10 protein-coding genes are annotated in these 13509 nt (G+C 47.8%); 6 read left to right on the forward strand and 4 right to left on the reverse strand.

Annotation, left to right across the window (positions count from 1 at the left end; translation table 11 throughout):
* The first annotated feature begins 132 nt into the window (after positions 1 to 132).
* Positions 133 to 1239 (forward strand): acyltransferase family protein, encoded by a 1107-nt coding sequence (locus LZG94_RS17105; RefSeq protein WP_233793006.1) that lies wholly within the window; start codon positions 133 to 135, stop codon positions 1237 to 1239.
* Positions 1240 to 1248: 9 nt separating this feature from the next.
* Here LZG94_RS17105 and LZG94_RS17110 read toward each other — a convergent pair whose 3' ends face one another.
* Together LZG94_RS17110 and LZG94_RS17115 are read right to left on the reverse strand one after the other, a co-directional pair.
* The gene (locus LZG94_RS17110) at positions 1249 to 2229 is read right to left on the reverse strand and encodes a nucleoside hydrolase (protein ID WP_233793007.1); all 981 of its coding nucleotides are present in this window, start codon (positions 2227 to 2229) and stop codon (positions 1249 to 1251) included.
* Between the two features lie 120 nt (positions 2230 to 2349).
* A complete protein-coding gene (locus LZG94_RS17115) occupies positions 2350 to 7740 on the reverse strand; it encodes a S8 family serine peptidase (RefSeq protein ID WP_233793008.1) in 5391 nt (1796 codons plus the stop codon).
* Positions 7741 to 7986: 246 nt separating this feature from the next.
* Between LZG94_RS17115 and LZG94_RS17120 the strand changes: the two genes are divergently transcribed.
* Positions 7987 to 8760, forward strand: coding sequence for a shikimate dehydrogenase (locus tag LZG94_RS17120; protein WP_233793009.1), 774 nt, complete (start codon positions 7987 to 7989; stop codon positions 8758 to 8760).
* Here the strand turns inward: LZG94_RS17120 and ribD are convergent.
* Positions 8757 to 9824, reverse strand: a complete 1068-nt coding sequence (gene ribD / locus LZG94_RS17125; protein WP_233793010.1) for a bifunctional diaminohydroxyphosphoribosylaminopyrimidine deaminase/5-amino-6-(5-phosphoribosylamino)uracil reductase RibD — start codon at positions 9822 to 9824, stop codon at positions 8757 to 8759. The two genes, LZG94_RS17120 and ribD, sit on opposite strands and share 4 nt — an antisense overlap.
* A 91-nt stretch (positions 9825 to 9915) precedes the next feature.
* On the opposite strand from ribD, the gene prmC reads away from it, so the two are divergent.
* Together prmC and LZG94_RS17135 are read left to right on the forward strand one after the other, a co-directional pair.
* A complete protein-coding gene (gene prmC, locus LZG94_RS17130; protein WP_233793011.1) occupies positions 9916 to 10776 on the forward strand; it encodes a peptide chain release factor N(5)-glutamine methyltransferase in 861 nt (286 codons plus the stop codon).
* Between the two features lie 25 nt (positions 10777 to 10801).
* Positions 10802 to 11755, forward strand: coding sequence for a MoxR family ATPase (locus LZG94_RS17135; RefSeq protein WP_215234234.1), 954 nt, complete (start codon positions 10802 to 10804; stop codon positions 11753 to 11755).
* Position 11756: 1 nt separating this feature from the next.
* On the opposite strand, the gene yidD is transcribed toward LZG94_RS17135, so the two are convergent.
* Positions 11757 to 11966 carry a membrane protein insertion efficiency factor YidD gene (gene yidD / locus LZG94_RS17140; protein WP_149640489.1) on the reverse strand — a complete coding sequence of 70 codons (210 nt, stop codon included), beginning with the start codon at positions 11964 to 11966 and terminating at the stop codon, positions 11757 to 11759.
* Positions 11967 to 12016: 50 nt separating this feature from the next.
* Here yidD and lgt point away from each other — a divergent pair, with 50 nt between their 5' ends.
* Entirely contained in the window at positions 12017 to 12868 is an 852-nt protein-coding gene (gene lgt, locus LZG94_RS17145) for a prolipoprotein diacylglyceryl transferase (RefSeq protein WP_233793012.1), read from the forward strand.
* Positions 12865 to 13467 (forward strand): hypothetical protein, encoded by a 603-nt coding sequence (locus LZG94_RS17150; RefSeq protein ID WP_233793013.1) that lies wholly within the window; start codon positions 12865 to 12867, stop codon positions 13465 to 13467. The genes lgt and LZG94_RS17150 overlap by 4 nt, the downstream gene beginning before the upstream one ends.
* Positions 13468 to 13509 lie beyond the last annotated feature (42 nt).

The following is a 13509-nucleotide window of genomic DNA, read 5'->3' on the forward strand; positions in this document are numbered from 1 at the left end:
CGTGATTATAATACTTAATATCCGGCAAAATATACTAGTCCGGGCGATTTACCAGCAACGGAAATCATTTTATTGAAACCGGGATAGCCTTTCCCTCAGCGAACTGTGTAATATCCTTTAAAATGTCATTTGATGAATAATCAAACGGGTACTTCTTCCAGGCTACTCTCACTGGATACATTGCGCGGGTTTACGATCGCCGCTATGATCATGGTCAACTTCCCAGGCAGCGAAACGCACAAATTCCCGACCCTCAGCCACACAAAATGGAATGGGTTAACCTTCACTGACCTCATTGCACCCCTATTTCTATTTATAGTAGGCGTTTCGATTGCATTGGCTTATTCGAAAAAACGCCTGGAAAACGGTTCCAAAACAGAACTATATAAAAAGATCATTCTCCGTTCTATCAAGATATTCGCTGTGGGAATGTTCCTGAATATGCTCCCGGATTTCGATTTGTCTGACTTGAGGTACACCGGCACGCTGCACCGGATCGCGATCGTTTTTCTGGTATGCGCGATCCTTTTTTTAAATACAAATGCAAAACAGCAGGCTATTCTCGGCGCGCTGATCCTGATCGGATACTGGCTGGCTATGACGCTCATTCCAACTCCCGGCTTCGGAAAAGTAATGCTGGAACCCGGCAAAAACCTTGCTGCCTGGGTCGATCAGCAATATCTGCCCGGCAAAATGTGGCAGGGCAACTGGGATCCCGAAGGTATTCTCAGCACATTCCCCTCCATTGTATCCGGCATTTCAGGAATGCTGGCTGGCCGGCTGTTATTAGGGAATATTACTCCGAACGAAAAAAGTAATCACCTAATGTCGGCAGGCTTGCTAAGTGCGGCTGCGGGCTATTTCTGGGGATTGATTTTTCCTGTGAATGAAAACCTCTGGACCAGCTCATTCGTATTGGTTACCTCCGGTTTTGCCTCTATGCTGCTGGGCGCATTGTATTTTAGGATTGATATTAAAAACAAAAAAGCGGCCATTGCGCCTGGCCTGATCTTCGGTGCCAATGCAATTGCCGCCTATGTACTTGCCGATATACTGGCGCTGCTGTTCTACCAGTTTCCTGTCGCCGGCCAGACTTTGAATGCGATTTCGGTCAATATGTTAACTGGTGCAGGATTCGGATCCAACTTTGCGAGCATGCTGTATGCAGTATTTTTTGTCTGCGTTAATTTTATCCCCGCGTACCTTCTTTATCGCAAACGAATTTTTATTAAACTTTGAAAACGTGCGCTACTTCTTTCCTTGCCACATCATCAACCCCTCAATAACCGCCACCAACTGTTCCACAGGCATATTAGGGGTCAAATAAGCGTGCGGCCCCATCGGATCGTCCTGCCACTTATTGTTTCCGCCTTCAATTGTAATTCTTCCCCTTTTCAATCCAAAATAAGGCTGAACCCCGCGCGCGGCTACTAACACAGCTGTCTGGTCCCAGCTCATGCGGCCGGCCTCGTCCTCCTTATTCATAGGCATTGCCATCGCGTAAACTTCTTTCACCGGACTATTAAGCTGGTCATTTGCAACAAGCCTCAGCCCTGTTTTCACTTTTTCACCGATCTCAAACCCACTGAACAATATCTCAGTCGGCCACTCGGTGAACACTTTGGCGGAGGATACCGAATCCGCGTATACATTATATTCTCTGCCCTCCGGAAATTTACCCGCCATTGAAACCAGCTGCTTTACCTTTTTTCTCACCAATGCAGGCCCGTCGAGCGGAGATATCTTATCAGGTTTTGAGTCCAGGAGATCGGCGAGATTCGTCAGAAAACCGATCGTTACAATTGTCACGCTCTGGTCGGCTTCTTTGGCCAGGATTTTGCGATAAGTTCCCACTGCATCGGGCGCGTCGGAAGTTTTGGTAATAGCAGGTTTATATTTCTCAACCAGCATTTCAGGCCATTTCTGCTGAGCCCCGAAATCTGCGCCTTGACCTTTTGGCGCGCCTGTCGGCAGTTCCGGGCGGCCAAAATAGGTATTGAGGATACTGATAACCGGCACTACCAGCTCATTTTTATTGGAAGCAATTACTGCGATCGGTCTCAGTTCCCCTCTGTCGGCAAGCGCGTGCATAACAGCCATCGCGCCCACATCATCATAATCAGGACCAATATCGGTATCGAGGATCACCGCATTACCGGCTCTGCCCCTGTTTTGTGCGTAGAGATCGGGAATCATTAACAGCAAAAAGAAAAATAGAATTTTGTTCATGATAGTTGAATGCAGATTTCAGTCGTAACACCAAATGTACGTTCGTTTGATCCCGCGGTTTGATTCATTTAGACGTAGCCTTTTAAAAAAGTAACGGATACCTCCGGGAATAAAGAAACTTTATTTTTTCAGTAGCTTAAATACCTGCTTACTATCCCCATTTACGACTTCCAGCACATATAACCCCTCCGGAATCGCGTCGGAGGACAAATCTATTTTTCCCTTCTGAAACAAGCCGGTCGCCTTCACATTCGATTGCCGAACCAGTTTGCCATTGAGATCATAAACGTTCAGCACGATCAACTGGCCCGCTTCGGCCTGATAGCTGACATTAAATATGCCCGTTGACGGATTAGGAAAAGTTGTCCATTCCATTTTTTCATCAAATACTACGGGCCTCACGCGGGAATAAGCGAAAGTACTGTCGGTATCTACCATTTTCAGGCGGTAATAGCGCGCGCCCGCTTTAATAGGATCCTGATCCAGAAATGCATATTTGCGGCCAGAAACCAGCCGGCCAGCACCCGACACTTCCCCGATCTTTTCAAAAACACCGGTCCGATAAGCCACATCGCCGATTGCCAGCTCAATATCAAAACGTTCAAAATTCTCCTCCGCCGCAGTTTCCCATTCCAATATCACATCATTACCACCTTCAATACCCGACTTTTTACGCGCATCAAATCGGATCAGATCCACCGGCAATGCAGACGAATTTCCAATAAAGGTTTTCGACAGCCAGAATTCGGAAAATGCTTTCATTTTCATCTCCACATAATAACCCTTATCATAAGGAACGATCGCCAGCTCCCAGGAAGGATGAAACGACCAGCCGCCTTCAGTACTGTTAGCCAGGTTCCCATCTTCTTTCGCTTTATCGGGTCCCCTGAACTTCGAGATTCCCAGCTCATACGCATTGGCAGGTTTTCCACAGGAGTTACAGCCGGTTGCCGCAATCAGCGATTCTATTTCCGTTTCCAGAAAATACAGTCGCACAGCCACAGAGTCAGAAAGACTAGTATTGGCTGGTTTAATTGTAAAATTTCGGTTGAGGTAGTATTGCAAGTTGCCGTTTCTGACCGCGCCGGAATGGATAAAAGTCTGCACTTCGGTATTGCCCAGATCTTGTCCGTTCGCGTTCAGAGAGGCAACCAGTTTTCCGTTTTGGGTAAAATGAATCCAGTCATTTCCTGCCGTCAAATTCTTTGAGACCGGCGATGCCATTGTGGCTTCATCATAAATGTTGCCTGCTTTGTCGAAAATATGAATATCATCGAGCGCAATACCTTCCCGGTGCGTGAATCCGTCCGAAATCATCACAAACCTGATTTTAAGATCTTCGAAACCGGTCGGCAATGGGATGGAGGCCACGTGCCAGCGGATATAGTCCTGAATGCTCCAAGCGCCTTTTCCAGAGTAGCTTTTATTGTACCAGTTCGTGCCTTCGCCCTGTCCGCCCAGCCGCGTCCAAGCGCCTCCGTTTCCTGAATATTCCAGATATACATAATCGCAGGGGTTCGGATCGCACACTTCAAAATCCAGGATAACACTGAAACTGAGCATAGGCGCCGCAAGTCCCGCAACCTGGAAACAGGGCGAGTACAGATACGATTCTTCCTTGTCATTGTGGCCGCCTGCCAGGTTAGTTTTCCAGATCTTGCTGCCGCTCGCAGCTTTACTCACCACCGCCGAAATCGGTGTTCCGTGTTCCCACGAACTATTAATTCCTTTCGCGCTCCAATATCCGTCGCCTGCTTCAAATTTTTCTAGATAAGGGAAAGAAGTGATCAGCGGCGCATTGTAAAATGACAATACGGTCGTATCGTTTTCCTGGTAACTGTCCGTTTGGAATGCCGACCAAACCTTCACAATCTGACTTCCCAGCGCAGACAAGTCGGCTTTTTCAGCAAATGTGAAGTCAATGGTTGAACGCCTGGCAATGGCGGGGACTATATCTGATTTAGTCACTCCATTATTTAACTGATAAAAAACAGGCACATTCACTAAATTCTTCGCTGAACTGTTCCGCAGTTTGACCGTGATCTGTTCTGCATTTCCCAGCCCGCAGCTTTCCGCAACAGGTGCTACCATAGCAAGCACCTGAATATCGTCCTCGACCGTATATATTTCAATATCGTCAAAAGAATAACCCGCGCCACTGACATAATCTGCCGTAATTGATTTCCCCCATTGCCCGAACCTGACCTGAAAGCTGGACGATAAATTCTTACCATTTGCCGCGAGCAGGTTACTTACCTCTATTCCCGGTGAAGTTTTGTAGCCATCCTGCGCCAGTTTCTGGTTTGCAAACAGGTCATAAGCTTCAATCCAGGTGTCGGTATCGTTGCCGCGAATCCAGACTTTGTTATTAGGATTGACTTTCTGTCCATGATTTTTATAGCTAAAATTCAATCTTACATCCTGATCTTCAATATCATATCCCGATAAATTGAATGTACCATCGAGGTAATTCGTATTTCCTGCTGCATAATACTTGCTCGCATCGAGCGTCAGTGCGCGCTGACCAGAATGCGCAAATCCCGAATTCACAAAAGTCCTGATCCGGCCTGCATCGGTATTCGAAGAGAAATCATACCTCCCGTCGCCTGCCAAACCAGCCTGATTCGCCACGATCGTCTGCACCGGAAGGTTTTCCATATTGTCTAAAAAAGGCAAAACGAGCGGCTCGTTGGGAAGTTGCCGGAATGTTTTGATCAAAGTATCATTCGCCGAAACCTGGTCGGCCGCGCTATGGATATATACCCTGAACGTGTAATCACCAGCTGCCGAAAGGTCTGCTCCTGCTGAGAAAGTATGGTCGTAGGTTTTTCCTTTTTCGATAAATGGCGTGATCGTTTCGAGCGGGATCTGTGTTCCGTTCAGTTCGTAGCCTACTTCAAATGGTGCATTGGAATCGACATCGTCCAGATTTTTGATCCTGATCTTTACAAAAAGCTGATTACTTAGTTGCGAAGACGTATTGTGCCTGCCCGAACCGGTCGGAGTGAGAATGGATTCAATTTTAAGGTCATTATCTGAAATAGCGCCCGCACAACTGCCCGAATCGGGTCTGCGCGAAATAGCTACTGCGCGCCTGCCTGCATGCCCGTTCATCCGCGCGCGTACCGTTACCACATGCGTAGAATCTTTGATCATCCCGCTGAATGTATAATTGGTGGCAGTGGTAGTAGCGGCCGAAACCATTTCACTGCCTTTCAGGATCATCACCTCGTAGTCTGTCGCGCCCGTTACAGCTGTCCAGCCGAGGGCGATATATCCCTCGCATTGCAGATTGGCGAGCGTCACAGTTGGGATTCCCAATATCGTAAATGCCTCACTCACACTCTCAGCGCCGGTACTGTTCTGGATCACCCGCACTTTGGCCTGATCTGTGCGGGTACCTGCGGGGATTGTCCACAGCAATTGCCGGGTCGGCGCCGCAAGGTTGTTACCTATCGTAGTCCACGCGCCTCCGTTATTGACACTATATTGAACCGTAAAAGTGCTTGTAGTATTTCCAAAAGCATCCCAATGCACATAAACAGCATCCCCGTCCTTCAAACTTTCGTTGCCGACCGGGTAAGTCAAAGTGAGGGAATTTGGGATGATATCGTAAACCACAAAATACTCCTGACGCGGATTCTGAGCAACTGAGGTCCCTTTTACCGAAATTGTATAAGTACCTTCCGTCGGGTCACTGATCGTTACCTGCTCAATGTTGTTGGTATTGTCAACGCCCGTGGTAGCCACCTGGTTTACGCCCGAAGGAGTCGGGTCCAGCAGTCTTGGCAAAGTTGTTTTTCCTTCTTTAATCACTTTCAGATCCAGATCGTGCACGAGGTTTTGGGTGGAAAGTACAGCTGCCGCAGGATCGTTCCAGTACAGCATTACCTTCAATTGCGCCGTATTCGCAGGTATCTGAATGTTAAAATCTTTGGTCGTATTATGTTCCAGCGAATCATTTTTAAAGCTTCCCGATTCCAGCATTTTGAGTGATCGCAGCAAATTCAGCCAGCCGAAACCGTACCGGTAATCCGGTCCCTCATTTCCCTTATCAATCGCGCCGTTTGTTACCAGCGCTTTCAGTAAGGCATTTTTAGGGTTTTGATTATTAAAAAGCTGCTTGTAACGCTCGGTCAGCAATGCCAGCCCGCCCGCCACAGCCGGCGACGACATACTACTTCCATTTCCATTTCCGTAAAGATTCACAGGAATAGTGGACATTACCGCACTGCCCTGCGCCACAAGTTCCGGCTTAATGCGCCCATCGCGCACCGGCCCGCGGCTCGAACCATTGGCGATCAGGCCCACTTCCGAAGTATAGCCCACGCTGATTGTATTCTTGGAGGTTTGATACCCGCTCAGCACGTTCCCAAAACCCGCAGGCATCGGACTGCAATTGGTTAACCCACTGTTACCGGCCGCGAAAACGTGTTGCAGGTAAGGTAGGTCAAACGCTTGTTTATCAATGATATAAGAGTACAGATCGTAAGTCCCGAAGGTAGCGCAGGTATTCACGTCGCCGCCGTAAGAATTGTTGGTGATCGTCATCCCGAAATCCTTGAAATATTGCGGTGAATAGGCCAGAATATTTGAATAGCTCTGGACCACGATCGTCGATTTTGGTGCAAAACCGGCATACCGCTCGTTCATAAGTCCCGCCCCGGCCATCGTTCCCATTACGTGCACGCCGTGTGCTCCTGCTTCCGTCGGGTTACGGTTAATGATCCGGCTGTTGAAATCAATATGCTGCAAAGGATTTGACTCGTCGCCTATTCCCACCGTAACCCCTTTTCCCGTCAGTCCGCGGCCGCCTGCCAATGTGGAAGCGAGCACGTTTGCCTTCGCATTGGTGTAGGTTTTATTATTTAATCCCTTGTCCTCCTGCGGTTTTGACTGCACATATTGCACAAATGGAAGCCCTGCCAGCTCTTTGATCCGGGTAATCGGAACGCGCAATTCAAGGATCTGGTAGGCATTGAACTGATCTGAAAGCACCTCAAACGAATTGTTTTTCAGACCTGTTTTTATTTCTTCCAATGAAAAAGACTTCGGATAACTGATCCACACATCGACGGTTCCGGGCGTTTTGATTGCATAAGCCGGGATATTCCCATTGACAAGTGCGGCCTCCATTTTCTGTTCCGGCGTAAGCTCAATAATCGCCCGCGCTTTTGTCCTGGCCAATGCATTTGTATTCCCCGACGCTGAAATTGTAGCTGTATAGGCAAAATTGGGAATATATTCCAGGAGCTCGATTCCCTCAGCGCGGAGCTGCTCCCGCTCTTGTGCGGTAGGGATATTTTCAAATTGAATGATCACAAATGACTTCTGGTAACCCGCAGGAGCAGCTTTGCGAAGGGTTATTGCACCTGAACTCCGTATATTATTAGCGGGTGTGAAGGATCCGCTTTTCAGTAAAAGGCTATAATCCCGCTTTCCCTGGGAAAATCCATGTACGGAAACCGAGAAAATAATAGCAATTGCAAGGTAGAGTTGGGGCCATTTCATAACAATTCAAATAAAAAATATAAGGTAATTCTACCGCATTTGGCAAAGCTTTACAAATAAATTCGGTTTAAATTTTGCAACCTAATTAGGGTATCCTGCAACTGCTTCTACGCAGAACTGAGTTACGTGATCCTGGTGTCTACATACTATACGGCGGATTGTGCATTTGGTCACATTAAATTTTTGCAATTGCCTGAACGCTCGGCTAACTTAGCGGCCTCACATTAGTGCCTGCCGGCAGCAAATATGGATTTATACGGTTTAATCGGTTACCCACTTACCCACTCGTTTTCGAAAAGATATTTCACAGATAAGTTCGTGCGCGAAAAGATCAAGGAGAGCAGTTACGAATTATTTGAAATGAAATCACTCGAAGACCTTCCGAAACTGCTGGCAAAAAAAACGGACTTGCGAGGACTGAATGTGACGATTCCGCACAAGCGGGATGTGATCGCTTATCTGGACGATCTAGACGACGCATCAGCCGAGCGGATCGGCGCAGTGAATACGATCAAAATATATGCCGACGGCAGTACAAAAGGCTTTAATACAGACTACTACGGTTTCAGACAGTCGCTGGTAGAGTGGGTCGACAAGCGGGGAGAATCTTGCAGCAATTTAAAGGCGCTGGTGTTGGGAAATGGCGGGGCGGCCAAGGCGGTAGTGGTTGCGCTGCGCGATCTGCACGTAGAATTCCAGCTCGTTTCCCGGCAAAAAAGCAGCGAGTCACTGCTTTACGAAGAACTGACGGAAGAGATCGTGAGCCAGCATTTGCTTATTATCAACACAACGCCGCTCGGTACTTTTCCAAATACAGAGGAATGTCCGGACCTGAATTATCAATGGGTCACAAGACGGCACTTTATGTACGATCTGGTTTATAATCCGGCGGAAACATTGTTTCTGAAAAACAGTGCAGAAAGAGGCGCGGCAATTCAGAACGGATTGAAAATGTTACAGTTGCAGGCAGAAAAAGCCTGGGAAATCTGGACGAACGAGGAGAATCTGTGGAGCGTTTAGCTATTTGAATAGTAGGTCCAAAGGTCGTTTTCGATCTTTTCAGAGTAGGTTAAAGTCCCTTTCGGCACGGGGGCGATCGTTCCTTTTCCGATTGTTATTTTCGCCTGGCATCTTCTGATCTCGTCCCAGAGTCCCGATTGCAAAAATGCATTGATCACGGTAGTGCCGCCTTCGACAAAAACGGAATGTATCTTGCGCTTCCATAGTTGTTCCAGCATGTCCCCTATTTCATTTTCACCCGAAGAAATCTTTAAGTAGCTCACTGCTTTCGTGTCCGAATATCGCTCCGGTTCGGCAGGAGATTTTGTTTCTTCTAAAAAATTAACAACGATCGTCGCCTGGGAGTTATCGAACAGGTTGAGCGTTTCGGGCAGCTGTAAATAACGATCCAGCACGATCCTCACCGGATCTCGTCCCGCCCAATGCCTGACATTCAATTGCGGGTTGTCGGCAAGCGCAGTTTTAAAACCCACCAGTATTGCATCCTCTTCCGTTCTCCATTTGTGAACGCGCATATTGGAAAGTGCGCCGCTGATCGCTACCGGCGGACCGTCTGAATAGCCTATAAAACCATCAGCCGTTTCTGCCCATTTAAGGATTACATAAGGCCGCTGCCGCGTCATAGCATTGAAAAACCGCTTGTTCAGCACAAGACCTTCTTCATTTAAAACCTGTGTGATAACCTCAATACCGGCATCGGCCAGCTTTTGTATTCCCCGGCCGGATACCAGAGGATTAGGGTCCGGGTTACAGATTACGACGCGTTTCAATTTGTGGCGGATCAGCAGATCTGCGCAGGGAGGCGTTTTTCCGATATGCGAGCAGGGTTCGAGCGTCACATAGGCGGTAGCTTCCGACAAAAGAGCTGCATTTCCCTTGTGCTTTGCATCTTCCACCGCCCACACTTCTGCATGCGGCCCGCCGTAATGCCGGTGCCAGCCTTCGCCGATGATCGTTTCATTATGTACGATCACACAGCCAACCATCGGATTAGGACTTACATTTCCCCTGCCATATTCTGCAAGCTGTAAGGCCCTACCCATCCATTGAATATCAGTCTCCATCGGGCAAAAATACAAACGTCCTTGTAAACACAGTTTTCGGGAGTTGCCATAATTTGCTAACTTTCCGACATTGCTTTAAAAACCATTGGAAATGACTTCGGCACGCCAGCTATATTTATATATTGTCAAAAAAATAACGGTATATCCCGAAAAAGAATCGCAGGCAATAACATTCATGTTGCTTGAACATTACATGCGGCTTCGCAACATCGATGTGCTGGTCGACCGCCCGATCGCGGACAATGCGGCCCAGCCCGATTGGGACAATATCATATCCCGGCTTAACAATAACGAGCCTGTTCAGCATATCATCGGTTCCACGGAGTTTTGCGGGCTTGAATTCCGCGTTTCTTCTTCGGTACTGATCCCCCGTCCTGAAACGGAGGAACTGGTAAGAATGGTCACCAGAGATTACGCTGAGCCAGACAAGGATATCACGATCCTGGATATTGGCACGGGCAGCGGCTGTATTGCTATTGTACTCGCCCGTTTTCTGCCGCACGTATCCGTACATGCCTGGGACGTTTCCGACGAGGCATTGAAAGTAGCCCAGGAAAATGCCCGCCAGCTGATCGCAGACGTAACTTTTGCGAAGCAGGATATGCTGAATATGACCCTGCCTTTGCCGGGAAGTATCCCTCAGTTTGACTGCCTGGTAAGTAACCCGCCTTACGTGACTTACTCCGAGCAGGAGCATATGCGCCCCAATGTATTGCGTTTTGAGCCCCACGAGGCACTTTTTGTAGAAGACAGCGATCCGCTCCTTTTTTACAAGGCTATCGCCGATTTTGGAACCCATTACCTGAAATCAAATGGGAAATGCTACGTGGAGATCAACGAGCACTTTGGATCCGAAACTAAGAAAGTGTTTGAGGAAAGAAATTACCGCAATGTTGAGATCCTGAGAGATATCAACGGAAAAGACCGGTTTGTGAGAGCGATCTGGGGCTGAGACCTGCCTAAAACGACACTACTAAATGTATATAGAAAAAATTAAGGAAGTGCTCGATGAAATGGGCAAGGTAGTGGTGGGACAGGATAAACTCCTGAACCGGCTGCTAATAGGTCTGTTCACCGGCGGCCATATTTTGCTGGAAGGCGTGCCGGGATTAGCCAAAACATTGACTATCAATGTAATGGCCAAAGTACTTCACCTCGATTTCAAACGCATTCAGTTCACCCCCGACCTGCTGCCCGCCGATTTGATCGGTACGATGATCTATAAACCGAAAATCGGTGATTATGAGGTTAAAAAAGGACCTATCTTTTCAAATCTGATCCTGGCCGATGAAGTGAACCGCTCGCCTGCAAAAGTGCAGTCGGCACTGCTGGAAGCAATGCAGGAAAAGCAGGTGACGATCGGTGACGAAACCTATCTGCTCGACCGCCCATTCGTAGTACTTGCCACCCAAAACCCTGTGGAACAAGAAGGTACGTATCCACTTCCGGAAGCGCAGATCGACCGGTTTATGATGAAAGTATACGTCGATTATCTGGATAAAGCGAAGGAACTGGAAGTAATGCGGCGGATGTCAGATATCAATTACGAGTACCAGATCCGGCCGATATTGAACAAAGAAGACATTTTTGCGATCCGCGATAATGTGAACAAAGTAAATATTTCTGATACCCTCGAACGGTACATTATCGAACTTGTATTCGCTACCCGCCGCCCGCTGGATTATGGCTTGCGGGACGAAGCGCGTTATATTCAGTTTGGAGTTTCTCCCCGCGCAACTATCTACCTTAACCGCGCGGCCAAAGCGCTGGCTTATCTGGAAGGCCGGGATTACGTTTTGCCCGAAGATATCAAAGAGCTCGCGCCCGATATTATGAACCACCGGATCCTGCTCAATTATGAGGCCGAGGCCGACGGTGTCCGCACGATGACTATTATTGATTCTATACTTAGAAAAGTGGCGATCGGTTGATTCAGGGAACGGGATCATGCCCGTGACCGCCCCAGGGATGACACCTTGAAAACCGTTTCAGACCTAGCCAGGTGCCTTTAAAAGGCCCATATTTCTGAATCGCTTCGATCATATATTGAGAGCAGGTCGGCGTGTAACGGCACGAATTAGGCAGGTATGGCGACAGCACACCCTGGTAAATCCGCACCAGTCCTATGAGTAAAAATTTCATTTATCTTGTTGTCTCAAAATAGTATATTTGACAAATAACAACCCTTTCGCATGATTTCGTACATTCTGTGGGATGCCAGTCCCGAAATATTTACCATACCCGAATTTTTTGGCATTGGGCCCTTTCCTGTACGCTGGTACGGTTTGCTTTTCGCACTCGGGTTTCTGGTTGGCCAGCAGATCGTCATTCATATATTCAAAAAAGAAGGCCGCTCGCTTGATGATATCGATGCATTGACCCTTACCATGGTTTTATCGATCGTGATCGGTGCGCGGATTGGGCATTTTCTATTTTACGAGCCAGAAACGCTTTTCAAAAATCCGCTCGAAGTTCTTATTCCGCCTTACTCCGGATTGGCGAGCCACGGTGCAGCGATTGGTGTGCTGATCGGGTTATGGCTGTACGCGCGTTCCCGAAAGGGCACAGGTCAGACGTTTCTTTATGTGATCGACCGCATTATTATCACCGTTGCATTGGGCGGCGCATTTATCCGTTTTGGTAACCTCATGAATTCGGAAATTGTAGGCCGGCCAACTGATGTTCCCTGGGGTTTTGTCTTCTTAAACAATACAGAATTCCGTCAGATACCCCGCCACCCGGCACAATTATACGAATCGATCTCCTGCTTTATATTGGTTTTTGTGCTTTTCGCGATCTGGAACAGGTACAAAGCTGCCACGCCACGGGGATTGATGGTTGGCGTTTTTCTGGTTTGGGTATTCACACTGCGCTTTTTGTATGAGTTTTTGAAAGAAAATCAGGAAGCTTTCGAAGCAAACTATGCGCTGAATATGGGGCAGATACTAAGTATACCAGCTGTTTTGCTCGGGATCTATTTTATCGTTCAATCGAGAAGGGACCCGCTGCAACGAAACATAGTGCAAACCACTTCCAGCCGATGAAAACTTCGTCTATTCTATCGCTGGCTTTCTCCCTTACATTACTTTTTACCAGTTGCGGTAAAAAAGATAATCAGGCGGAGGAAGCAGAAAGCCCGACCGATGCATTGCAGGCATTCGCCGACAAAGCGAAGGAAATGGGCAAGCGGGAGACTGTCGATCCGATTGATTTCAGGAAATTAAAAGAACTGATGCCTGAGGAACTGATCGGGCTGAAACGCATAGAAGCGACGGGGGAAAAGTCTGGCGCGATGGGCTTCACGGTTTCCACAGCCCAGGCGAGATACAAAGGCGATAAAGATGAATCGATTGTCATTGAAATTGTAGATACCGGCGGGATTGCAGGTGTGTCCACAATGGCGCTGGCGACGTGGTCGATGGCTGAAATAGATAAAGAAACGGCCGACGGCTACGAAAAAACGACCCAGCTGGACGGATACAAGGCATTTGAGAAATATAACAGCACGATCAAAGCGGGTGAGATCAATGTGCTTGTCGCTGATCGCTATGTAGTAAACGTCGAAGGCAACAACATCTCAGTGGAACAGCTCAAAGAAGCGCTGAAAGATATTAATCTTGTGAAATTGGAAGCATTGAAATAAGAATTTACCCTAATTACAAAAAAACCAGAGGCTTGGCGGCTT

It is taken from the genome of Dyadobacter sp. CY343 (assembly GCF_021390335.1).
Taxonomy (GTDB): Bacteria; Bacteroidota; Bacteroidia; order Cytophagales; family Spirosomataceae; genus Dyadobacter.